This window comes from Galbibacter sp. BG1 (assembly GCF_013391805.1).
Classification (GTDB): domain Bacteria; phylum Bacteroidota; class Bacteroidia; order Flavobacteriales; family Flavobacteriaceae; genus Galbibacter.
In genome coordinates this window covers 2,701,883-2,727,336 of record NZ_CP058364.1, presented here as the reverse complement: position 1 = coordinate 2,727,336, position 25,454 = coordinate 2,701,883, and the positions used below count along the sequence as shown (strand labels likewise).

At 39.2% G+C, this 25,454-nt stretch carries 12 protein-coding genes; 10 read left to right on the top strand and 2 right to left on the bottom strand.

What is annotated here, in order from left to right:
• The first annotated feature begins 326 nt into the window (after window positions 1–326).
• The 6 genes from HX109_RS11855 to HX109_RS11830 all read left to right on the top strand — a co-directional run bounded on the left by HX109_RS11855 (window position 327) and on the right by HX109_RS11830 (window position 19,088).
• Window positions 327–4,352 (top strand): Ig-like domain-containing protein, encoded by a 4,026-nt coding sequence (locus tag HX109_RS11855; RefSeq protein ID WP_178952233.1) that lies wholly within the window; start codon window positions 327–329, stop codon window positions 4,350–4,352.
• 121 nt (window positions 4,353–4,473) lie between these two features.
• On the top strand, window positions 4,474–9,591 hold the full coding sequence (locus HX109_RS11850) for a fibronectin type III domain-containing protein (protein ID WP_178952231.1): 5,118 nt from the start codon (window positions 4,474–4,476) through the stop codon (window positions 9,589–9,591).
• Between the two features lie 75 nt (window positions 9,592–9,666).
• Window positions 9,667–11,265, top strand: coding sequence for an arylsulfatase (locus HX109_RS11845; RefSeq protein ID WP_178952229.1), 1,599 nt, complete (start codon window positions 9,667–9,669; stop codon window positions 11,263–11,265).
• 313 nt (window positions 11,266–11,578) lie between these two features.
• Complete coding sequence (locus HX109_RS11840) at window positions 11,579–17,206, top strand: fibronectin type III domain-containing protein (RefSeq protein WP_178952228.1); 5,628 nt, start codon at window positions 11,579–11,581, stop codon at window positions 17,204–17,206.
• Between the two features lie 4 nt (window positions 17,207–17,210).
• Window positions 17,211–17,897: a hypothetical protein gene (locus HX109_RS11835; RefSeq protein ID WP_178952226.1), complete on the top strand. Its 687-nt coding sequence runs from the start codon at window positions 17,211–17,213 to the stop codon at window positions 17,895–17,897.
• 108 nt (window positions 17,898–18,005) lie between these two features.
• Window positions 18,006–19,088 carry an endo-1,4-beta-xylanase gene (locus tag HX109_RS11830; RefSeq protein WP_178952224.1) on the top strand — a complete coding sequence of 361 codons (1,083 nt, stop codon included), beginning with the start codon at window positions 18,006–18,008 and terminating at the stop codon, window positions 19,086–19,088.
• Between the two features lie 7 nt (window positions 19,089–19,095).
• Here HX109_RS11830 and lpcA read toward each other — a convergent pair whose 3' ends face one another.
• Together lpcA and HX109_RS11820 are read right to left on the bottom strand one after the other, a co-directional pair.
• Window positions 19,096–19,683, bottom strand: coding sequence for a D-sedoheptulose 7-phosphate isomerase (gene lpcA / locus HX109_RS11825; RefSeq protein WP_178952222.1), 588 nt, complete (start codon window positions 19,681–19,683; stop codon window positions 19,096–19,098).
• A gap of 3 nt (window positions 19,684–19,686) precedes the next feature.
• Window positions 19,687–20,598 carry an ROK family protein gene (locus tag HX109_RS11820; protein ID WP_178952220.1) on the bottom strand — a complete coding sequence of 304 codons (912 nt, stop codon included), beginning with the start codon at window positions 20,596–20,598 and terminating at the stop codon, window positions 19,687–19,689.
• A gap of 211 nt (window positions 20,599–20,809) precedes the next feature.
• Here HX109_RS11820 and HX109_RS11815 point away from each other — a divergent pair, with 211 nt between their 5' ends.
• From HX109_RS11815 to HX109_RS11800, 4 genes are all read left to right on the top strand, one after another.
• Complete coding sequence (locus tag HX109_RS11815; protein WP_178952218.1) at window positions 20,810–21,757, top strand: nucleoside hydrolase; 948 nt, start codon at window positions 20,810–20,812, stop codon at window positions 21,755–21,757.
• A 232-nt stretch (window positions 21,758–21,989) separates the two neighbouring features.
• A complete protein-coding gene (locus tag HX109_RS11810; RefSeq protein WP_178952216.1) occupies window positions 21,990–23,336 on the top strand; it encodes a sugar MFS transporter in 1,347 nt (448 codons plus the stop codon).
• Between the two features lie 20 nt (window positions 23,337–23,356).
• On the top strand, window positions 23,357–24,574 hold the full coding sequence (gene manD / locus HX109_RS11805) for a D-mannonate dehydratase ManD (RefSeq protein ID WP_178952214.1): 1,218 nt from the start codon (window positions 23,357–23,359) through the stop codon (window positions 24,572–24,574).
• Window positions 24,575–24,584: 10 nt separating this feature from the next.
• The gene (locus tag HX109_RS11800) at window positions 24,585–25,361 is read left to right on the top strand and encodes an SDR family NAD(P)-dependent oxidoreductase (protein ID WP_178952212.1); all 777 of its coding nucleotides are present in this window, start codon (window positions 24,585–24,587) and stop codon (window positions 25,359–25,361) included.
• The last annotated feature ends 93 nt before the right edge of the window (window positions 25,362–25,454 follow it).

Here is a 25,454-nt window from a genome sequence, read left to right as displayed (position 1 = left end):
TTTGATAGCAAGTTTTATTTAATAAAAGAAGCCATCCTAAAACAGGAAATCGGCTTCTTTTGTTGTATACAGCTATTTCAGTTTGGAGAATATTAAAAAAGATTACAATTATAACGCTTCTACCTACTTCCGCACAACCTCAACTTATAATTTGCAAATTTACCCTCTCAAAATTATCTATTTCTGAATAATAGTATCGATAAAATGCATAATTCTTAGATTATTAACTTTTGATTTGTGAAATGAGAGTGCCTCAGCTATCAAATTCGATATGTTCGCTTCGTTATAATTAACTAATAATCAAGTATTAACAAAAACTTCAAAAAATGAAAAAGAAAATTACTATGCTCTGTCTCTTAGCAATGGTACCATTAATTGGTTTCTCTCAGTGGCAGTCATTAAACCCTGGAGCTGGGGGTCAGGTTCAGGACATTGTTTGCGATCCAAATACTCCCAACAGGGTATTTTTAGCCTCCGATATGGAAGGAATTTATGAAAGCACCGATAACGGTCAAACTTGGAAAGAAAAAGGATATTTAAAACAAAATAGGGTCTATGCCATAGCCGTTACCCCTGGCAACTCCAACAAAATGTTTGTAGGTACTTTATACGGTCTTGAAGTTTCCAATGATGGAGGAAACAACTTTAACCTAGTAGGTGCATCAAAACGGTTCTCCATCGGGGCCATTGGTGTGAGCCCGGCCAACCCAAATAACGTAATCGCCGGTGTGGGATGGCGAGACGATAACGATTTTGCCAGCAATTTTGGTATGTCGCAAAATGGAAATATCATTACGTATCGATCTACTAACGGAGGTAGTTCATGGACCAAAGTTGAGATTAGTGGATCTGGAAATAGAAATGTTTACACCATTCAATTCGATCCAAACAATGCCAATGTTGCTTATATGGGAACGTCGCAAGGTGTTTTTAAAACCACCAATGCTGGATCCTCATGGTTTGCTTTAGGCAACAACCCTGGCACTAACAGCGGTGTCGCATTGAGTCCGAACGGACAAACCCTCTACGGAACCTTTAATCACGATCTTTATGTTACCAGCACTTCATCCATTAATTGGCAATCTAAAATGTCTGGTTTGAATGGAAGTGCAAAATATTGGTATCCAGAAGTAGATCCTAGGTCTACTGGTTCTTCGCACAAAGTAACTATGGCTATTTTGGGAGATCGTCCGGGTTTATATGAGGGTACATTTAATTGGAGCGGGAATTCGCTTTCCAACTATTCGTGGAAAAAAATATGGGAAGGCACTAGCGGTTACGATACTGGTTGGGATGTCGCTGACCCTAACCCTAGGGTGGCGCATTATACCCCTACAAGTTGGTCTCGCGCTATTTGGTCTACCACCAACCAAACAATTTTTCAAGCAACCCCCAATGGATCTTCCTCGGGCTGGGGTTGGAATTGGAATAACAAATACAGTGTTCCCAATAACAATTTTAGCGTAGGCGGCTCCCCTACCTATTCCAGTAGAGGTACAGCTAGTACTTATACCTACGATATTGCGGTTCAAGACAACTATGTTTTACAATCCATGGCAGACAACGGTTGGGTTGAAAGTTGGGATGGTGGTAATTCTTGGAGTAATTTGCAAATGCGTTGGAAAGGTCAGCAATCCGATGCTCAAAGTGCAGCCATAGGATATGACAATGGAAAATATATTGCAATTACGGAATCTTCTCCTTCTTGCTATGGTGGCTACTGCTTTGGTGGCGGAAGACTTTGGATGAAAATTTTAAACACAAAATCTCCGTCTGACGAGTGGAATGAAGTAGCAGATAGCTATAAGGCATCTATTGTTGGCTTCCCAAATAGCGGTCAATACCGAGATATTGCTATCTCCCCGGCTAAAAAAGACCGTTTATTTGCTGCAAGTAATGATCATGGACTTTATTTAATTGATGATATCTGGGCTGCTGCCAACGGTGCATCGATAATGCAATTTATTGGCATGAGCGGCGTGAGGGTAAAAAAGATTGCTCCACACCCTACCAATCCAGACGTTGTATTTTTAACTTCAAACACCGGAGGTGATCAAGGATTATTTAAAGGTGTAAAAAATGGTTCTAACTGGAATTTCAGTAAAATATACAGCGGATCGGGTTGGGATGCCGAAGTATCTGTTTGGGAACATAACGGGCAAGTATATGTATTCTATTTTGCCGACATTGGAGGTGAATTTAAAGGGGTTCTTTCATTAAATGAAGGCAATGCCAATTCATGGAACACCGTAATTACTTCCGCCACGGCGAAATCCCTAAGAACTCCATCTTGGTATAGTGCAGTTTCTGAAGACTTTAGATTTAGCAGTAAAGGAGGGATAGCCGGACACGAAAATCAGATCATTGTAAATTATTACGATCATAGACAACAACAAACCTACGGTATCTTTAAAGGTACCATTAGTGGTAGCAACGTTTCATGGCAAGATTGGACAGGAGATATTCATTTTGGTGGTGCTACTTCAGGAATTGTTGCAAAAGGACTTGATGGTAAAACATATTTTTATGCTTCGACAGCCGGAGCAGGCGCTATTAGAAGGGAATTGAGCAGTAGTGGCACAAATCCAACTGCTCCTGCTGCACCTAGTAATCTATCTACCAATGCAACGTCTTCCAGTCAAATCAACCTATCGTGGAGTGATAATTCCAATAACGAATCAGGTTTCAAAATTGAGCGTAAACAAGGAAGTGGATCTTTTAGTCAGATTACAACGGTAAATGCCGGTATAACTTCTTACAACAATACTGGCTTAAACCCATCTACGAATTACACCTATAGGGTAAGAGCCTATAACGCCAGTGGTAATTCATCATTTTCCAATACAAGCAGCGCAACCACAAATTCTGGTGGAGGCGGAGGTTGCAACAATGCAAATCTCATACAAAATGGTGAATTTAATGATGGAACCAATAACTGGACGCTGTACAACAATACAAGTGGAAGTCCGTCAGCGAGCGTAGTAACCGATGCTGGAATGTCTGGAAGCAACGCTATAAAAATAAACATTAGTTCTTCTGCCATGGGAAATACTGACAACGATATACAGTTTTTTAGTCCCACAGGAAATCTGGATAATGGCAAGACTTACCAAGTAACTTTTAAAGCAAAAGCTACTGGAAACAGAAGCATGCGTTTAGGTGTGTTACAGAGCGCAAGTCCGTGGAACAATTACTTAACAGAGAACATTAACTTAACAACTTCTACCCAAGATTTTGGACCGTTTGAATTTACAATGACGGAGACTTCCAACAACAGTAGAATCGATTTTTTTGTAGGAGGTAATTCCAAAGATATCTTTATTGATAAAATTGAAGTTAAAGAAAAATGTTCGGGCTCATCAACGGTTCCCGTAATCAGTGTAGGAATTAGTGGATGTAATTCCAGTGTAACGGTAGGGAGTTCATTTACCCTCACGGCCAATGTAAATCCGTCTAACGCCAGCAACAAAAATGTTAGTTGGAGTTCTTCCAACAATAGCGTTGCCACAGTAAATAGTTCTGGAACAGTTACGGCCAATGCTACGGGGAGCAGTACCATTACCGTTACCACCGCAGATGGAAATAAAACAGCTACATGTAAAGTTACAGTAACCAGCAACGGTGGTTCTACTACCGCCTATAGATATTTAAGGTTAACTGGGTATGGTACCGTTCAAAATGAGGTTACATTACAACAAATTCATTGGATGGTTGGCAGTAGCTCTTACCCTAATCCAAAAATTACTTGGAACACTCAGTCTCAAGTAACATCCAGCAACAATGCATCCAGCGATTATGCGGCTTACGATAATACTAATGGGGGCTGGAATGTAGGTACCTCCTACCCTGCTTGGATAAAAATAGATTTAGGTGCTGGCAATGAAATAGCTCCAGATGAAATAAGACTGAAAGCAAACGCAGACAATAGAGGCTTTTCTTCTTTTGAATGCCACGGATCGAACGACAATTCCAATTGGACATTATTACATAGTGAAAGCGGACTTACGCCTGCCGATTATCCATCGACTTGGGGTGTTTTTCCCTTCAGCGGGACTTCTTCTAAATCAACCAATGCCACTGCTGAAGTTTTTCAGCTTATTGACTCTAATTTCAGTGTATACCCAAATCCGTTGCCAACAGATGCAGATTTATACCTGACAGCGACATCGGGCGCTAGTTTCGATTTGGTTATCTATAACGTAAACGGCACCCAGGTTTTTCACAATACTTATAACGAAAGTACGCAGAAACCGTTAAAAATAGATCTAAAAAAACAATTGGCTACCGGAGTTTATTTTATCAAATACATTTCTGAAAATGAAGAAATTACTAAAAAGTTGATTATAAAATAGCTTTCAAATAACTATCATCTTGAAACCATTTCAGGATGATAGTTTTAAAATATTCATTTTAAAAAAAAGCCCTCAAACCATACTCTTAAAACAATTTAAGTGTAACCAAAATAACCAAATTATGAAATTCAAATATTTTTTTACCCTGTTCCTGACGCTAATAAGCGTATGGGCAGTTCGGTCTCAATGGGAAGACCTCAATCCTGGTGGTGGCGGTCAAATTCAAGATGTAGTTTGCGATCCCAATATCCCTGGTAGACTTTACCTTTCATCCGACATGGAAGGTGTTTACAGAAGTGACGATAATGGAGAATCCTGGCATTACGCTTCGGAAGGTTTGGTGCATTCCCGTGCATTTATTACCACAGTAGACCCCACTAATAGTAATCGGATTTACGTGGGAACCATGTACGGATTATCAATATCCAACAATGCCGGGCAAAGCTATTTTTTCGCTCCCGAAACTGCGGATAATTCAATAAATGCTATAGCGATTGATCCTTTTGATTCTAACCACATTATTGCTGGGGCAGGTTGGAAAGACGATTACGATTTTTGGACGTGGGGTATTGGGCGTGTAGCTTCCTCTGGACCAGGACATTATTTTGAATCATGGGATTATGGGGCTTCATGGACCGAAGTCACCTACAATAACATAACAGATAATTATTTCAACATTTATTCTATTGTATTCGATAAAACCTCTCAAGGAACCATTTATATTGCCGGAGACCAAGGTTTATGGAAAACAACGAATGCAGGAACCAATTGGAATTTAATTCCAGGGCCCACCCAGTATAAGTGTAGAGGAATCGATTTATCTCCTCAAGGTGACGTTATTTACGCAACTTATGCCACCGATAATGGTGATTATTTTAACGTAGGATCTGGATCTAAAATATATGCTAGTCGAACCTCTTCCATTTCTTGGAATGATATAACCAGCGGATTAACGTATACGAGCCAAATGTGGTACCCTGAAGTAGATGACCGTTCTACGGGAAACACTCATAATCTGTTAGTGGCCTACAGAAATGCTAGATCAGGATTGTGGCAGTGTACTATTGATTGGAATGGGAATTCCATAAGTTCCTACAACTGGGAAAATATATGGAATGAGCAAGACAATTTCGATCCAGGTTGGGATACTTGGTATCCAAACCCAAATGTGCGATGGGCCCATTACTCCCCTACTACTTGGGATAAAGCCATTTGGACTACAGGTAATCAAACATTGTTTTCTGGAACTCCAAATGGAACAGAATGGCACTTCGAAAACAAATATTGCGAGCCAACAAACATAATTACCCCGGCCACTGGAGAACCTACTTATCACAGTAAAGGTTTTGCCAGCACTTTTACTTTCGACGGTTCCGCATATGCAAATTATGCCATACAAAGTCAAGGAGATAACGGAATTCAAGAAAGTTGGGATTATGGGTATTCCTGGAACAATCATTCCGTACGTGAGTTTAATAGACACAACCACGCAGATGCAGTAGATTTTGCTATGGTCGATGGTGTTCCAACCGTAGTTGTTGCTGCCGCCCAAGGTTGGGGTGGTGTAAATTTGAGCGGGCATACCATAATGACAAAAAAACTGACCAATTTGGATCCTACAGATACATGGCAGGCCAGAAATGGCAATCTACCTAACAATTACAATGTGAAAGCCTTAAGGGTCTCTCCCCACAATCAAAAAAGTGTGCTAATGGGAATTTATGGGAGTGGGATATGGTGGATTGAGGATATTAAGGATTTTATTAATGGAGGAAGCGCTCAAAAGATTGCGGATAAAGATACTGATAATATTGCCGGCGCAAATTCCATTGCCTTTCATCCTTCAAACCCCAATATCATCTACGTAGCTTCCAACATCTTTGAAAACAGTCCGACCACCAATCAAAAACAACATCTATTTAAAGGTACAAGATCTGGAAATTCCTGGTCTTGGGAACAAATAAATGATGGAATAGGCTGGGGTGCCAGTATTACCGCTTGGGATTATAATAATAAAACATACTTGGTATATTCCGGGCAAGAAAAAGATCCTGGAACCGGTGCTTACGATTCGAACATGTCGGTGCAAATTTCTACCGATGATGGAGCTACTTGGAATACCATCCTAAATAAAGAAACTACGCTTCCCCTAAAAAATCACAGTTGGTATGATTACATTTCAGATCGATACAAATTTAATTATGGGGGCGTGGCCGGCATTGACAATCAAATCATACTTGGTTGCTATCATCATGAGTTTGGTAAACCTTATGGGGCATTTAGGGGAATAATTGAAAGTGACAATTCGGTAACATGGGAAAATTGGACCGATAATATAGACTTCCCAGGCTTTACCAAAGCACAAATTAAAAATATAGAAGGTAAAAATTACTATTACGGTTCAACCGCGGGAACAGGACTATGGAGAAGAGAAATTACCCCAGTTGGAGGTTCAAGCATTACCCCTCCCTCTAACCTTCAAGCTGAAAATAGCGGTTCTGGAATCGATTTGTCATGGAGCGATAATTCCAGTAATGAAAGTGGATATAGAATAGAGCGTGGGAGCGATGGAAAAGGATTTTCAGTTTTGAAAACAGTAGCGGCAAATACCACCACCTATACAGATGAAGGATTTTGCCCAGGTAAGAATTTTAATTATCGTGTAAGGACCGTAAGCGGTTCTTCTGTCTCTAATCCGAGTAATTCCGTTACAATCACCAGTTCTTCACCAGGGCTTCCAGAAGGAAGCGCCAATGGTTTAATCGTGGAATATTTTGATAATATTGATTTCACCAACTTAGTTGCCACTGGAATTGAAGAACCAATTAATTTCGATTGGAAACGAATAGCTCCCAACAACTGTATGGATGTAGATACATGGTCTGCACGATGGACTGGGGAAGTGGTTGCCCCGACTACAGGAACTTATACTTTTGAAGCAACTGCAGACGATGCTGTGAGCGTATGGATTAACGGAGAACTTATAATTGAGCAGACTTTGGAAGATCCAAACGACCCAGTTTCTGGAACAGTGGCTATGACTGCAAACACAAAATACGCTATTAAAATAGAGTATGCAGAGGATGGATGGGATGCTAATCTAGTTCTCAAATGGGCTGCCAATGATGAAGCGTTAACTATCGTTCCTGCAAGTGCCTTGAGTTCAAACGGGATAGCTCCGCAAGATCCGCCCGCTTCTCCATCTTCTTTAATTGCTGCAGCATTCAGCGAAAATCAAATTGATCTTACTTGGAATGATAACTCAACCAATGAAAATGGATTTAGCATCCAACAATTAACCGATGGAAACTGGGAAGCTTTAGCAACAGTATCTGCAAATGTCTCGTCCTATAGCGCTACCAATCTGGAAGCAGATAAAAGTTATAGTTTTAGAGTAAGAGCCACTAATAGTGGAGGAAATTCCAATTGGTCGAATGTAGCCTCAGCAACTACAGACCCTCTACCTAGTGATCCGCCAAACGCTCCTAGCAATCTAACTACTTCTACGGTTTCGTCTTCTTCCATATCGTTAACATGGACCGATAATTCCAATGATGAAAACGGTTTTAAAGTCGAAAGAAAAATAGGTAGTGAGACTTTTAGTGAGGTTGCGATGGTGAATTCCAATACTTCCTCTTTTTTAGATACAGGTTTAAATGAAGAAACTACATATTATTACAGAGTAAGATCTTACAATAGTAATGGTAACTCGGCCTATACTGCTACTAAAAGTGGCACTACTGGATCAGGAAATGATAATGGCTGTCCAAATCCAAATTTAGTCCTAAATGGAGAATTCAATAACGAACTGAACAATTGGAACTTCTACCATAATACATCAGGAAACCCTATGGCAACAGTTGTAAACAATGCTAATTTAAGTGGTTCCAATGCCGTAAAAGTCACAATTAACAGTGGTGCGACGGGAACGAATGATTCTGATATTCAGTTATTTACAAATACAGGAAGCTTAGAGAGTGGAAAAACTTACCAAATAACTTTTCAAGCCAAAGCCACAGCGAACAGGTCTATGCGAGTTGGGGTTCTCAATAATGTGAGTCCGTGGAATAATTATTCATCAGATATTGTGAACTTAACAGCCACCTCCCAAACTTTTGGACCGTTAGAATTTAGCATGTCGGAAACCACATCAAACGCAAGACTGGACTTTTTCTTGGGAGGAAATTCGAATAATGTATTTATTGACAACGTTTCCATAAAGGAAAAGTGTAACGGGTCCACCAATATACCAGTAACAGCCGTAAGTATAAGTGGATGCACTTCTTCTTTAACCACAAACAATACTATGGACCTTAGTGCCAATGTAAGTCCATCTAATGCCAGCAACAAAAATGTTATTTGGAGCTCTTCCAACAATAGCGTTGCCACGGTGAATAGTTCTGGAACAGTTACAGCCAATGCTGTTGGGAGCAGTACCATCACCGTTACCACCGCAGAGGGAAACAAAACCGCCACCTGTAAGGTAACCGTTTCCAATGATGGAGGTTCATCTACCGCTTATCGCTATTTAAGGCTTACTGGGTTAGGAACCGTTGGAAATGCTGTAACCATACAGCAAATACATTGGATGGAGAATGGAAATTCATATCCTAATCCTAAACTCACTTGGGGAACCAAAGCTAAAGCTACTTCCAGTACGAATGGACAAGATGATTTTGCAGCTTTCGATAATACAAATGGTGGTTGGAATATAGGAACTTCTTTTCCAGAATGGATTACAATCGACTTAGGGATAGGAAATGAAATAAATCCAGATAAAATTAGGATTAAAGCAAACGCTTCAGATAGAGGTTTTTCTTCTTTTGAGTGCCATGGATCAAACGATAATTCCAATTGGACATTATTGCATAGTGAGAGTGGTCTTACGCCTGCCGATTATCCATCGACTTGGGGAACTTTCCCCTTCAGCGGGACTTCTTCTAAATCGACCAATGCCAATGCTGAAGTTTTGCAGCTAAACGATACAGATACAACATTCAGTATGTATCCCAATCCGATTGAAGCTGGTGAAGTTCTGAGTATTAACACAGAAACAAACGATAGTTTTGAAATTGCTATCTTTAATACCAGCGGAAGCAAAATTTTAGAAAGAAAGTTTGACAGAAAAAGTGGAACTTCTATTGAAGTACCACTTAGCAGTACGCTGGCTTCTGGTATTTATTTTATAATCTATATCTCAGAAACCAAAAAAGTGACAAAAAAGATTTTTATAAAATAATATTTAACCATTTTTGAGTCTATTGGTAGTTTTACATCTGTAAAGCTATCAATAGACTTTTAATTATTACTATAAATGAAAAAAATACCTTTTATCTTTTTATTGTTAATGTCGTTTTCCTACGGCCAGCAAAAATCAACCTCTAAACTTAAAAAAGAATCACGACCTAATATCGTTCTTATCCTTGCAGATGATATGGGTTATGCCGATCTGGGTTGTTACGGGTCAGAAATTTCTACACCAAACCTAGATGCTTTAGCCAATAATGGCTTACGAATGACCCAATTTTACAATGCTTCTAGATGTTGCCCGACAAGGGCTTCTTTATTAACTGGGCTATATCCACATGAGGCCAATATGGGCTTTATGCAGGAAGATTGCGGTTTACCAGGATACGGGGGGCATATCCCCAATGATGCTGTAACTATGGCACAAGTTCTTAAAGAAAACGGGTACAACACCGCTATGTCTGGAAAATGGCATGTTGGAAACGATCGTGAGTATTGGCCAACTCAAAAAGGTTTTGAAAAGTTTTATGGTTTCCCTCATCACGGAGGAGCTTATTTTTATCCTTTTCCAGGAGATCAAGTAGTGGTAATTGGAGACAGTATTATTACACCAAAAGACGATTATTATTCTACGGAAGCTATTAATGAGTACGGAGTTAAATTTGTAGAGGAAATGGTAAGTGATGAAAAACCATTTTTTTTATACCTAGCACATATCGCACCTCATTTTCCCTTACAGGCGAGGCAAGAAGATATTGCGAAATATAGGGGCAAATACCTCAATGGTTTCGAAAAAATAAGGGAAGATCGTTTTAAAAAGCAAAAAGCATTGGGAATTATTCCAGAAGACTACCCAATCTCTAAGTCAGATCCAAAAGTTCCCGATTGGAATAGCCTCTCGCAAGCCGAGAAAGACGATTACGATCTAAGAATGTCTGTTTACGCTGCACAAATAGAATCTATGGATCGTGGTATAGGAGACCTGATAGAAACCTTAAAAGAAACTGGCGAACTAGAAAACACCCTTATCGTTTTTCTATCGGATAACGGTGGTACGCGAGAAGATTATTCCAATCCAGAGCTCACAGCCCCTATTGGGCAAGTGGGATCTTTTGCCTGCTACAAATTACCGTGGGCAAACGTGAGCAATACGCCATACAGAAAGTTTAAACACTGGGGAAATGAAGGTGGAATTAGGAGTCCGTTTATCGTTCATTTTCCAAAAATGATTCAAGAACAGCGTATTGATAATCAACCCGCTCACATTATTGATATTATGACCACATTCACAGACCTAGCCGAAGCAAATTATCCTTCCACCTATAATGGCATCAATATTAAGCCTACTCAAGGAAAATCGCTTATTCCTATTTTTAAAGGAGAAAACCGAACTGCACATAAAGGACTCTTCTGGGAACATGAAGGAAATAAAGCTGCAAGAATTGGTAATTGGAAATGGGTGAGCATATACCCAGAATATGTGGATGAACTCTACAACTTGGCTGAAGATCCAGTGGAAGAATTTAACATGGCAAAAAAGAACTCTAAAAAACTAAAAGAGTTAAAGCAACAATGGCAATCTTGGGCGGATAAGGTTGGCGTTATCCCATGGGAAAAAGTATTGGAAAGCAAACCCGACCAAGCACGTTTACAAATTTGGTACTAATACACAATCAACAATTACTAAAACGGCGGAACCTTAATTAAGATTCCGCCGTTTTCAGTTTTAAATATTATAAAGATTAGTCTTCTTAATTTAAAAAATCTTCTGCTATAACGATTTCGCGTGCATTTGTGAAGCATTCCGAAAATGTTAACTATTCTTAAAACAATAAGAATACAGCATCAAAAACACCCATTAAATACATCTTCTGTAAAAATATCAACTGTTATTTTACAAATTAACAGTATGAGAGTGTTCGATCAGAGTATTTTTAAAATGACTAAATAAATTCAATTAACAAACAAATCTAGGCTTAATGAAAAACAAAATTACATTCATTTTATTATGCTGTTTCGGAACATTTTTAGGTTTTACGCAATGGCAACCAATAAACCCTGGAGCTGGAGGTCAGGTTCAAGATGTGGTACCAGATCCCAACCAGGAAGGAAGATTGATACTTGCCTCCGATATGGAAGGTATTTATGAAACAACCGACAACGGACTCTCTTGGCACATTCATGGCGATTTGCTCAACAATCGTGTCTACTCTGTTACCTATGCCCCGAGCAATCCCAATAAATTGGTAGTAGGTACATTATATGGTTTGGAAGTTTCCGATGACGGAGGAAAAACTTTTAATTTTATTGACAGTACACGAAAAATGTCGATAGCATCTGCAGCAGTAAAGCCAGATGATGATAAAGTAATACTGGCCGGTATAGGGTGGCGGGATGATTACGACTTTTCCGATACTTTTGGAATGCAGCAGAATGCAGCCGGTATGATTTATCGATCCACCGATGGTGGTATTACTTGGAGTGAAGTGATGTTTGACAATGATATGACTACAGACAGAAATGTATGGACCATTCATTTCGATCCCTCCAACACCAATATTGTTTATATTGGCGCCGCTAAAGGGATTTTTAAAAGTACAGATGCCGGTGTTACATGGACAAAAATCAGTGCTCCGGAAGGGACTGGCAAAAACCGAGGCGCCACTATTTCTCCTAATGGAAAAGTACTTTATGCTTCCTATGCCACCAATGGTAAAAAAGGAAACATCTATGCGACTTCAACGGCATCGATTAACTGGACAAAAGTAGCGGCCGGAAATGGGGAGTCCTTAGATGAATTGGCGTTCTGGTATCCGGAGGTAGATTCAAGATCTACAGGCGATACCCATAAATTAATCTTAAGTTTGGAAGGAAGCAGGGAAGGTTTGTTTGAAGGAACTTTTGTATGGGAAAATGATGCCATTAAAGAGTATGCCTGGAAACTTATATGGAGCGGTACCGATGGCTATGACAATGGTTGGGATAATGCACCTCCAAATCCGAGGTATGTTCATTATACCCCTTCTTCCTGGGAACGTGCCGTTTGGTCTACAACAAATCAAACTATTTTTAGAGGGATAATGGATGGAGACACCTATGAGTGGCTCAATAGATATTCTAAACCCAATTTGTCGATTACAGTTTCCCAATGGGGAGCAGACTGGCCAACCTATACAAGTCGCGGAACCGAGAGCACCTATTCCTATGATATTGCAGTACACGATAATTATGTAGTTCAAGGACAAGGAGATAACGGAGCCATGGAAAGTTGGGACAAGGGATTTTCATGGTCTAATATTCAGCATAGACTAGGAAACCCTCCCTTATCGGACGTACAAGCGGTAGATATTGGTGATGCTTGGGGAACACCGACGGTTGTAGCCCAGATGACCAGTGGCTATGGCGGGAACGCAGCGAACGGACAGTTATGGGCGAAAAAATTAACCAATCATTCGCCAGATGATAAATGGATTATGCTGGCCGGCGGTTGGGAATGGAAAGGCGGCCTGGCATCTGGAGTTTTACGGGATGTTGCCATTTCCCCAGCAAAACCCAGTCGTGTTTATATGTTTTCAACAGATTATGGTCTTTATATGCTCGATGATATCGGTTGGGGAATTAGTGAAACCGAACAAGGGAGAACAGCCTGGTGCACCAAAATAAGTAATGGAGTGGCAGATGGCATCTATGCCGTGAAAAAAATTGCCCCCCACCCCACCAATCCGGATATTGTTTATATGAACGGAACCGGAGGTAGCAATCAAGGAGTTTTTAAAGGTGTAAAAACAGGAGACGATTGGGTATGGAGTAAAATTTACGATGGATATGGATGGGATTCTGAAATTACCGCTTGGGAACACGAGGGTCAGGTTTATCTCTATTTCTCCGGAAGTTCAAACGAATCAGGCGGTGATGGCAGCAATTATGTTGGTGCCCTTTCTTTAGATGAAGGCGCCACTTGGAATACGGTTATTACTAAAGATATAGCTATGGGACTTAGATCCAACGATTGGTATGAAGAACTGAAAGACGATTTTAGGTTTCAAAATAAAGGTGGAGTTGCCGGGTACGAAAATCAAATTATAATGAGTTATTACGACCATAGAATGCAAAAAACCTATGGTATTTACAAGGGTACAATAGATGGCAACGGAAATGTATCTTGGGAAGATTGGACAGGTGATATACATTTTGGAGGACTCACTTCCACAATAGTAAAAAACTATCAAGGAAGTCCTTATGTTTACTCAACTACCGCTGGAGCAGGTGCTTGGAGAAGGCCTCTAAAATCCAATGCTACTAGTACCCTAGTCCCTGTTGCACCCACAAATCTTGCCGGGGAGGTGCTCTCGGGTACAGAAATTAAGCTTACTTGGGAAGACAAAGCAGACAACGAGGACGGATTTAGGCTGGAAAGAATGGATGGAGATGCGTTTGTAACTGTCGCTACTTTAGACCCTGATACCACAACATTTACTGAAGAAGAACTGAAAGGTGATACAGAATATACCTACCGTATCAAAGCATTTAATACCGCTGGAGATTCTGATTACTCTGAAGAATTCAAAATAAAAACAACCAATGAAGAACAGTTGTGCGATGCCTCCAATCTTTTAGGCAATGGAGAGTTTGATCTTCCACTCGACGGGTCTTGGGAGTTTTACAACAACACCTCAGGGGCGGGAAGCGCTACTATTTCCCAAGAAACAGGTTTTTCGGGTGCTAATTCAGTTTTAATAGATATCGAGACAGTAGAAGGTGCGGGAGAGTCAGATATACAGTTCTTTACTGCATTACCGACCTTAAAAAAAGGTAAAACCTATCAAATAACCTTTCAAGCAAAAGCAGTTGCTGCTAAGGAAATACGCTTGGGAGTGTTAAAAGGTGAGGCTCCATGGACCAATTATCTTTCAGAAAACATTACTGTTTCCAATGAAATTAAATCATTTGGTCCCTATAGCTTTACAATGGAGCAGGAAAGTCTTAATACCCGTTTGGACTTTTTTCTGGGAACCGATAACAACAATATTTGGATAGATAACGTGGTATTTCAAGAAAAGTGCAGCGATGAACCCGTTAAGGAACTGGAAACTCCAACTAAATTAACCTCTATCGCTTTAACAGGGACTGCAGTAGCACTTTCTTGGGAAGATAATTCCGAGGATGAGACCGGTTTTCTTATCGAGAGAAAAAAAGGGAATGGAGATTATATTAAAGTTGCGACTGTATCAGAAAACAGTACAACCTTTGATGATGATGAACTTACAGCTTTAACTGAATATACTTACAGGATAAAAGCAGTAAGTGGCGACGGAGAATCTGCATACTCCAATGAAAGTATGGTTACAACCAAAGAAAACGGTACTGGTGGCTGTAACGATAAAAACTATATTAATAATGGGGAATTTACTCAAGGTGTAGCCCAATGGATATTCTACAATAACACCGATTCTGATGCTGTTTCTGAAATAAAACCAGTAACAGGACAAGGGTTGTCGGGCGATCAAGCCGCTGAAATTACTATTGAAAGCGCTGGAAAAGAGGATACCGATGTACAATTGTATTCCATTCTTCCAACTTTAAAAGCTGGTGTTACTTACGAATTGAGTTTTATGGCTAAATCAAGTGGCACTAAATCCATTCGCGTGGCCGTTTTGAAGGGCGAAGCGCCATGGACCAATTTTTTTGTGGATAACTTTAACATTACCAGCGAAGTACAAACTTTTGGACCTTTTGAATTTACTATGGAAGAAGAAAGTGCCCTAACGCAATTTCACTTCTTTGTAGGGGCAAATGCTCAGAACATAACTGTAGATGCCGTTTCTTTAAAAGAAAAGTGTGAAAGCGGCGCCTTGCCTCCTACGGCACCATCCGAGCTTACCGCAACCACAATCGATGAAAATCAAATAAACTTAAGTTGGAAAGATAATTCTGACAATGAAAACGCTTTCCGGATAGAACGGAAAACTGGAGAGAACGAATTTGAGATAGTAGCCACCGTTCAAGAAAATAAGGTTTCTTTAATAGATGATAAGTTGGAGTCTGGAACTGCTTACACCTATCGTGTAAAGGCCGTAAATTCCACGGGCGATTCGTCTTATTCCAATGAAGTAACAGCCACTACAGAAGGAGAAAGCACTAGCAATTGTGATGACACCAATTTTATAGCCAACGGAGAATTTGACAATGGGGTAGCCCAATGGATATTTTACAACAATACCGATGCCAATACTGAAGGTAAAGTAGAGCCAGTTACCGCCCAAGGGCTCTCAGGAGCTAATGCAGCAAAAGTGAGCTTACAAGCAGCTGGAGCATCAGACTCTGATGTTCAATTATACTCCTACTTACCAAAATTGGAAAAAGGTGAAACCTACCAATTAAGTTTTATGGCGAAGGCAAGCGCCAATAAAGCTGTTAGAATTGCAGTACTTCAAGGTGAAGCTCCGTGGGCAAATTATTTTGTGGAAAACATCAGCATTACAACAGAAGCGAAATCTTTCGGACCTTATGAATTTACCATGGAAGAGGAGAGCACCGTGGGGCAGTTTCACTTTTTCCTAAGTGAAGATGCCAACGATGTAACTATAGACGCAGTTCTTTTAAAAGTGAAATGCGAGGAGGTTACCGAAGTTCCTTTAGCTCCTACCGATCTTATCGCCACCGCATCGTCTACTGAACAAATAGATATTAAGTGGAAGGATATTGCAACCACAGAAGCTAATTATGTTGTAGAGCGTAAAACCGATGGTGAGTTTGAAAAAATTGCATCGCTGGATGCCAATACAACCACTTTTAGCGATATTGGTCTATTGCCCGAAACGGAATATACGTACCGTATCTATGCCAAAAATGTTATTGGAAAATCAGATTATTCCAACACAGCATCGGCAACTACACTTACCGAAGGTGGGATAGCGTATAACAATTTTTCAATTGAAAGTATTGGCGAGACTTGTCCGAATAAAGAAAATGGAGAAATAGTGATTAAAACTAAAAAATCCTTTAATTATAAAACAACCATAGCGGGCATGAATTATACTTTTACAGATTCTCTTTCCGTAGGTAACTTAGCACCAGGAAATTATGATTTTTGTATTTCTGTGGAAGAGGAAGATTTCAGTCAATGTTACATGCTAGAAATTGAGGAAGGAGAAATTCTAGATGCTCAGGCTACCCTAGGTATAGCTAAAAATTCAATTTCCATAAATGTAGAAAAAGGTACTGCCCCGTTTAACGTAATGATCAATGGGAAAAAGGCTTTTTCAACCTCAGCGAAAACATTTTTGGTACCTGTTAACCCTGGAGACCAAGTAGAAGTTCTTAGTAAGATTAATTGCGAAGGCATGTTTGCAACCAACTTAGAATCTTTGTTGGGTAGTACAGCGTATCCTAATCCAACACGGGATTTTGTGGAAATATCAATTCCTAGTAATCTCAAGGAGGTTCAAGTAGATGTGCTAAACTTTCAATCACAACTACTGGTATCTGGAGTAATGAAGGTTGAAAACAACAGGATTAAAATTGACTTGCAAGGAAAAGCTGCCGGAATTTATTTAATTAAAGTTCAGCTTGATGAGTTAAAAACGTTCAAAATTGTAAAACACTAAGAAAATGAAAAAAATACTATATATAATTGTGTTTGGTGCTGGCCTCATAAGTTGTAACAACGAAGATACATACGAGTCCATTGAAAACAACCCTCCCACAATTCCAGTACAAATTTATCCTTCAGATAATTTACTTTGTATCGATAATAAAGTCACTTTTGAATGGGAAGCAGCCAGTGATCCAGATGGTAACGAACTCACCTATGATGTCGAGATTGCCAAGGATAGGGCATTTACAGAAATTGAGGAAGTTTCAGAATATATTCAGGGAACTTCGGTAACCATTTCACTGGAAAAGGGAATAGCCTATTATTGGAGAATTAGAGCGGTGGATTCCTACACCTTTGCAGGTGAATATTCCGCGGTAAATCAGTTTTACGTGGAAGGAGAAGGGTTGTCCAACTATTTACCATTTGCCCCACTTTTGGTAAGTCCGAAAATGGACGTAAACATTACGGGAGATGAAACCACCTTGCAATGGAACGCAAATGACCTAGATGACGAAAACTTGATGTACGACGTTTATCTAGCTACCGTAAACCCTCCTACGACACCAATAGCAGAAAATGTCATGGAAACCAGTATGACTACATCGCTGGAAAGCGGAGTGAAATATTACTGGAAAGTAGTAGTTAAAGATGAAAAGGGAGGTCAAACAGTAGGCCAAGTCTGGAGTTTTTCAACGGAATAAAAAAACCGTCAACAATAATCGGGTATTGGGAAAATTCTTAATACCCGATTTTTTTTACCAAAAAGAAAATCATTAAATTTAACCGTTTAACACTACCGCAACCAACTTATGAAGCTTAAAATATCAATTATTACCTGTTTAATATTTGTTTTTCAAATAACCATATCCAATGGGCAGGAAACAATACCTTCATTAAAAGAAAAATACAATAAATTCTTCCCTCTTGGTGTGGCCATGGGCGAAAAACACTTGCAACGACAGGATACCGTATTGGTTCCTTATCACTTTTCGAGTATTACCGCGGAAAACGACATGAAACCTTCCAGAACAATTGCTTCTGAAAACAAGTTCACGTTCGAACGCGGAGACGCCCTTGTGGATTTTGCCAAAAAACACGGTTTATTGGTAAGAGGACATACCCTAGTTTGGTACAACCAAACGGATGATTGGTTCTATGAAAACGACGAAGGAGAATTACTTTCCAAAAATGAATTATTTAAAAGGATGAAATCCTACATTAAAGCAGTATTAGATCATTACCGCGGAGATGTTTACGCTTGGGATGTGGTAAATGAAGCTATTTCAGATGAATCCGATTTATTTTACCGGGAAGACATCAAATGGTTTCAAATAGGAGGACCGGAATATATTGAAATGGCTTTTCGCTATGCCAGAGAGGCCGATCCCGATGTAAAATTATTTTACAACGATTACGACCTTATAAATCCGAAAAAAAGGGACAAAGCATACAAAATGCTTAAGGAGCTTTTAGAGAAAGGAGTACCCATCGACGGTGTGGGTATGCAAGGCCATTGGACATTGGAGGACGTTAATAAAGAAAATTTAGGAAAAGCAATCGACCTCTTTTCTTCCCTAGGGTTGGAAGTACAAATTACCGAATTGGATATCTCTGTTTATCCGTATTACCACAATATGGATAGAAGCACCTTACCTAAAGAAATTAAGCCTTACACACCGGAGCTCGCCTCCAAACTAGCAGAAAAATACAAGGAGGTATTTGAGCTTCTGAGAGCAAAAAAGGATAAAATAACAGGAGTTACCTTTTGGGGTGTTGCCGATAATAAAACTTGGTTGAGCAATTATGTGGTGAAAGGCAGAACAGATTACCCATTATTATTCGATAAGGATTACAATCCCAAAAAAGCATTTTACTCGATAATGGACTTTTAATTCGTGCCTATTTTTTCTCTATTAACTTTTCAATAGTTAGGATTAATGTATGAATAATCTTAATATGAATTTCTTGAATTCGGTCTGCATAACCAGTGTGAGGAACCAAAATTGACATATCGGCAAGCTCCCTTAACTTCCCTCCGCTTTCGCCAGATAACAATACCGTTTTAATTCCTAAATTTTTTGCGGCCTGGAAAGCCTCCACGATACTTTTGGAGTTGCCACTCGTACTAATGCCCAGTAAAACATCTCCTTTTTTGCCGAGACTTTCCACGAATCGCGAAAAAACAAATTCGTATCCGTAATCATTACTTATACAAGAAATATGACTCGGATCGGAAATTGCTATTGCTGGCAACGCCTTTCTATTTTCACGATACCTACCCGTAAGCTCTTCAGCAAAATGCATGGCATCGCAGTGGGAACCTCCATTCCCACAGGAAATTATTTTATTGCCACTTTTCATGGCATTTGTCATTAAAGTTGCTATTTCTACAATCTTAGTGAAATTGCTATTATCTTTCATGAAACTGGACAAAACGTCCTGTGCCACTGCAAACTCGTGCTTTATTTGTTCTTCTAAATTTTCCATAAATTATTGTACTAACATTGCTGCCCCAAAAACACCGGCACTATCCCCCAATTCCGGTTTTAAGAACATGGTTTCTATCGTTTTATTAAAAGCGTATTTTTCTGCTCTTTGAACTCCTTCCGTATACAACAAATCGATATTGCCTACCCCTCCACCTATAACAATAACATCTGGATCCAAGGTATTTATAATTGCTGAAATCCCTTTTCCGAAGAAATCCAACATTCGCTCTATGGTAGCTTCTGCATATTCATCTTGTTGGTTTTGGTATAGCGTATAGATTTCCTTTAACTTTCTCTTCGTTCCGCTAAGCCTTTGGTAATGCAACTCCAATGCCGTACCGGAAATTACGGTTTCTACGCAACCGGACTGCCCACAGTAACAATCATCGCCATTTTCTTCCAAATAATTGTGCCCCCACTCACCTCCTATACCATTTCGCCCGTTTAAAATTTTGCCATTAATAACGACTCCACCTCCCACGCCAGTCCCCATAATAACCCCGAATACATTTTTGGCATGCGGGGCCATCTTTGGGACCACACCCAGCGTAGCTTCCGCCAGGGCAAAACAATTGGCATCATTGGCAATTTCAATGGATATTCCCAATAAATTTTCTAAATCCTTTTTTATCGGTTTCCCTATTAAACAAACCGTATTGCTATTTTTTAAAGTCTGGGTTTTAGGATCCAGGGAACCAGGAGTTCCAATCCCCAAAGCTGTTATTTTTAAATTCCCTCTAGTTTCCAGTAGCTGTACTACCTTTTTAATTTGAGATAGAATATGTGTATAACCTTTTTCTTTCTCGGTAGGAACCCGCAACCTTTCAATTACTCGAAAACCAGTTTTATTTTTTTCAATCAAAACACCTTCAATTTTGGTTCCCCCTAAATCGATGCCACAGCATACGCTCATAATTATTTAAGTTTTATTTTTTGAGGAACTAAAATAATTCAATGTAAATAAACATGAGCTTTAAATAGTTTTTGAATTTCTATTGTTTTGTAAATACTGACAAAATAATTGTTTAAATTTTACATATTTGATACTTTTTAAACATTACAGTGTATATTTATTAATTATTTATAACTGAAATTGAATTATTACCATAACTGAGAAATTAATTATGAAAAACACCTTTAAGAAAAGTGCATTGCTAACCTTACTTTTCACCTGCTTATCTTCTTATGGACAAAAGTATATCTTGGATTCCGACACCGGGAATGAAATTGATGACCTGTACGCCATCGTCTACGCCATTGCCGAACCGGATATGGAGCTTATAAGCCTTAATTCTGCACATTTTAATAATGTTCAAATGGTAATAGACAGCTCATGGAGCGGCAACAAAGTTTCCAATTTTGTAACGGTTCAAGAATCTCAAAAACTCAATGAGGAGCTTTTAAAAACTATGGATAGATTAGATATTCCGCACCCTATGGGTTGTAAAAATCATATTGGTTATGCTTGGGGCTATTACAAGGGAGCTACGATTCCAGAATCCCCAGCAACCGACTTTATTATTTCGGAAGCAAAAAAAGCAAGTCCCGATAATAAACTAAAAGTAATTTGTATCGGCGCATCCACGAATTTGGCAGCTGCTATTCAAAAAGACTCTACGATAACCAAAAACATACATGCTTTTTTACTGGGTGCACGTTTCGATAAAGAAACAAATGTGTGGAATAAAAGTGAATTCAATATACAAAGGGATCTAAATGCTTTCGATGTTCTGTTAAACGAACCCGATTTAGAGTTAACTGTAATGCCCATCACTACGGCGAGACCCTACACTTTTAATAAAGATAGAACCCTAAAAAAACTATCTACATACAAAGCCACCGCTACCGATAAGCTGGCAGAACGCTGGACTTACATGAATGCCGGTGACGAAAGGGTAATGTGGGACTTGGCCTTGGTAGTTGCCATTCAAAAACCAGAGTTGGCTACGCTGGAAACAAGACCTGCTCCACCAGAAAATAAAAGAAAATCATTGAAGGTTTATACCCAGATCGAAGTAGAGAAAATGCACAAAGAATTTTGGGACACCCTAGATGCTTATTTTTCGAAATAATCCAGATTAATAAATCCAAAAAAAATGTTTAAGTAGAGCTGTTCATCGCTATTAATTTATAAATCCTCAGCGGTAGAAACTTTTTTACACTCATATTTACAACCAAACCATTTCTACATTATTTAAAAAAACATACGGCTGAAACAGCACTACTTTTATGAATAACAAAAACTATAATTCTAGCCTCGTAGTTCTTACTACGTTATTCTTTATGTGGGGATTCTTAACTTGCATGAACGATATTCTTATTCCCTACCTCAAGGAAATTTTTGTACTGAAGTATTGGCAGGCTATGCTTATACAATTCTGTTTTTTTGGAGCCTATTTTATTGGCTCCCTTCTTTACTTTTTACTTTCACTTAAAATTGGAGATCCCATAAATAGAATAGGCTACAAAAATGGTATCATTTTAGGTTTAATTATCTCTGGGATCGGTTGTTTCTTATTCTATCCAGCTGCACAATTTAAAATATATGGACTTTTTTTAGGGGCCCTGTTTGTATTGGGGCTCGGTTTCACCCTGCTTCAAATAGTTGCCAATCCATACGTATCTATTTTAGGGGATCCAAAAACAGCATCGGCACGATTAAATATGTCGCAAGCGTTCAATTCCCTTGGCACTACGATTGCCCCTATTTTAGGAGGGTATCTAATCTTCGAATTCTTTTTTAAAGAAGGTTCCGAAGAACAATCCGCTAAAATACCTTATTTGCTTTTTGGCATTATTTTTATACTCATTGCTATTTTGTTCAAATTTATAAAGCTACCCGAATTTGTTAATAAAGATGAAATCGTAAAAGGGGTAGAAGCATTGAAGTTTCCCAATCTATCCTTCGGAACGCTCGCTATATTTACCTATGTAGGGGCAGAAGTGGCCATTGGCAGTTTTTTAATTAATTTTATTGGGCTCGATACCATCATGGGATATGAAGAAGTAGTCGCCAAGAATTTTTTGGCCTATTATTGGGGAGGAACTATGATTGGTAGGTTTTCGGGAGCATTGTCCCTTAGTAGTATGGAAAAATCTAAAAAATATGCCTTAATGTTGCTTCTTACGGCATTTTCATTTCTTTTAATATTTGTAATTTCTGGAATGAAATTTAATACGGTCACCCCCTATCTTGCCATTATTGGTATTAACTTTTTAGCCTTTCTTTTGGGAAAAAGTATTCCAGGCAGAACTTTAGGCTTGTTTGCCACCATAAGTGCTATTTTAATTATCCTCGGCATCACTACCTCTGGTAGTTTTGCGATGTGGTCTTTAATTGGGGTTGGGATCTTTAATTCCATTATGTGGTCCAATATTTTTACCATCGCAATAGAAGGGTTAGGTAAATATACCGGTCAAGGTTCTTCCTTACTTGTTATGGCAATTCTAGGAGCAGCCCTCGTTCCACTTCTTCAAGGTTTTCTGGCCGATAATATAGGCCTTCAATTATCTTTTATAGTTCCATTGGCTTGCTATTTCTATATTATGTTTTATGGATTTTATAGTAAGAAGTGGATCAACACAAATGAAGAAAGCGATGTTACAGGCTATGTAACTAATTCAAAAAAAAACGTCCTTAGAAAGCATTAATAATTAATACCGCACAGCCCATGAAACGAGATATTATTGAATCTGCTGAAGTTATCGTCTGTTCCCCGGGAAGGAATTTTGTTACGGTAAAAATTACCACTAAAGCCGGATATATTGGGTATGGGGATGCTACCCTTAACGGAAGGGAACTGGCTGTGGCCGCCTATCTTGAACACTACCTTTGTCCGCTTCTTGAAGGCCGGTCTGTATTTCAAACAGAAGATATTTGGAATTATTTCTATAAAGGTGCGTATTGGCGTAAAGGTCCTGTTACCATGACAGCCATTGGAGCTATTGATATGGCGCTTTGGGATTTAAAGGGAAAAATACTAGAGACCCCTGTATACAACCTTCTAGGAGGCAAGAGTAGAAGTAAGATGTTGACATATACCCATGCCAACGGTAAAAACCTAGAAGATACCTTAAAAAGGGTTGAAGAACTTAAGAAAGCTTCTTTTGAAGCCATTAGGGTTCAATGTGGGATTCCTGGAATTGAAAAAGCGTACGGAATTGGGGAAAAAGGAATTTATGAACCTGCCATAAAAGGAAACAAACCTTTTGAAGAAAGTTGGAGCACCCCTAAGTATTTAAATTTTATCCCGTCGGTTTTTGAAGAAGTTAGAAAAGAATTTGGTGAAGACCTCCATTTACTGCACGACAGTCACCATAGGTTAACCCCTACCGAAGCGGCCCGTTTGGCAAAAGACTTGGAACCTTATCATTTATTTTGGCTAGAAGATGTTACCCCAGCAGAACATCAAGAAAGTTTTGCACAGATAAAGCAAAAATCGGTAACTCCCTTAGCAGTTGGAGAGGTTTTTAATACTATTCACGATGCACATCATTTAATATCCAATCAATCCATCGATTATATAAGAATGACGGTAAGCCATGGTGGCGGAATAACACCCATGCTTAAAATAGCACATTTTGCAGAACCTTATCACATAAAAACAGGTTGTCATGGACCGTCGGACATCTCTCCAATTGCCCTGGCAGCTTGTTTGCATGTTGATACGGCCATTAATAATTTTGGGATTCAAGAATATATGGGATATTCAGAAACTACGGAAGAAGCGTTCCCCCATGAATATTATTTCGAAAACGGACATTTACACCTCACTGAGGCTCCCGGACTTGGGGTTGATTTTAACGAAACCTTTGCCAGAAAATTTGAATATGAAAAAGCTTACCTTCCTATAAATAGATTGGAGGACGGAACCATGTTTAACTGGTAAATTTATATATATGTACAAAGATTTAAAGAATAAAACCGTAGTTATAACAGGTGGTGCCAAAGGTATCGGACTGAGCACTGCGGAAGTGTTTATTAGGGAAAAAGCTTCTGTAATAATTTTGGATATTGACGAGGAAGCAGGTATAAAAGCAGAGGATAAACTAGGCTCCAATGCCCTATTTGTAAAAACAGATGTAACGAATTCTGAAGCCATAAAATTGGCTTTGAACAAAGGCTTGGAAAAATTTGGAAATATCCACCACTTGGTAAACAACGCTGGTATTATACATTATGCCAATGCGGTTACCTGCATGGAAGAAGACTGGGATAGGGTTATGAACATTAATTTGAAATCTTACTATCTCATGGCGAAGTATACCGTTCCTATCATGAAAAAAAATACAGGTGGAGTTATTATAAATGTAGGAAGCGCCCAATCTTTTATAAGCTCCGCAAATATGGTGCATTATACTACTGCCAAATCTGCTGTTTTGGGACTTACAAGAGCCCTAGCGATCGATTTTGCGCCGGAAATACGGTGCCTATCCATTTGTCCAGGTACGGTAGACACTCCCATGGCAAGGAATGCTTGGGCAGAAGCTTCCAATCCAGAGCAAATACATCAAGACAGTATCGATATGCACGTGCTAAAAAGAATTGCGAAGTCTGAAGAAATCGCAGAAATGATCGTCTTTGCCACCTCCAATCGATGTGCTTTTATGACAGGGCAGCACATACGGGTAGACGGAGGTCTAGGTATTCAAATTCCTGGGAGTGTGGAAGAATAAATCCATAAATTACAGTTCTAACGAGAATCAATAAAATACCCCCGAAAGAATTTTCGGGGGTGTTTTGTTTTAAAGAGTCTATGTTTTAAACTG

What these genes read in the sequence shown, in the direction of transcription:
- HX109_RS11855 (WP_178952233.1), top strand. Translation starts at nt 327, where the DNA reads ATGAAAAAGAAAATTACTATGCTCTGTCTCTTAGCAATGGTACCATTA.
- HX109_RS11830 (WP_178952224.1), top strand. Translation starts at nt 18,006, where the DNA reads ATGAAGCTTAAAATATCAATTATTACCTGTTTAATATTTGTTTTTCAA.
- manD (WP_178952214.1), top strand. Translation starts at nt 23,357, where the DNA reads ATGAAACGAGATATTATTGAATCTGCTGAAGTTATCGTCTGTTCCCCG.
- HX109_RS11800 (WP_178952212.1), top strand. Translation starts at nt 24,585, where the DNA reads ATGTACAAAGATTTAAAGAATAAAACCGTAGTTATAACAGGTGGTGCC.
- HX109_RS11810 (WP_178952216.1), top strand. Translation starts at nt 21,990, where the DNA reads ATGAACGATATTCTTATTCCCTACCTCAAGGAAATTTTTGTACTGAAG.
- HX109_RS11815 (WP_178952218.1), top strand. Translation starts at nt 20,810, where the DNA reads ATGAAAAACACCTTTAAGAAAAGTGCATTGCTAACCTTACTTTTCACC.
- HX109_RS11845 (WP_178952229.1), top strand. Translation starts at nt 9,667, where the DNA reads ATGAAAAAAATACCTTTTATCTTTTTATTGTTAATGTCGTTTTCCTAC.
- HX109_RS11820 (WP_178952220.1), bottom strand. Translation starts at nt 20,598, where the DNA reads ATGAGCGTATGCTGTGGCATCGATTTAGGGGGAACCAAAATTGAAGGT.
- HX109_RS11835 (WP_178952226.1), top strand. Translation starts at nt 17,211, where the DNA reads ATGAAAAAAATACTATATATAATTGTGTTTGGTGCTGGCCTCATAAGT.
- lpcA (WP_178952222.1), bottom strand. Translation starts at nt 19,683, where the DNA reads ATGGAAAATTTAGAAGAACAAATAAAGCACGAGTTTGCAGTGGCACAG.
- HX109_RS11850 (WP_178952231.1), top strand. Translation starts at nt 4,474, where the DNA reads ATGAAATTCAAATATTTTTTTACCCTGTTCCTGACGCTAATAAGCGTA.
- HX109_RS11840 (WP_178952228.1), top strand. Translation starts at nt 11,579, where the DNA reads ATGAAAAACAAAATTACATTCATTTTATTATGCTGTTTCGGAACATTT.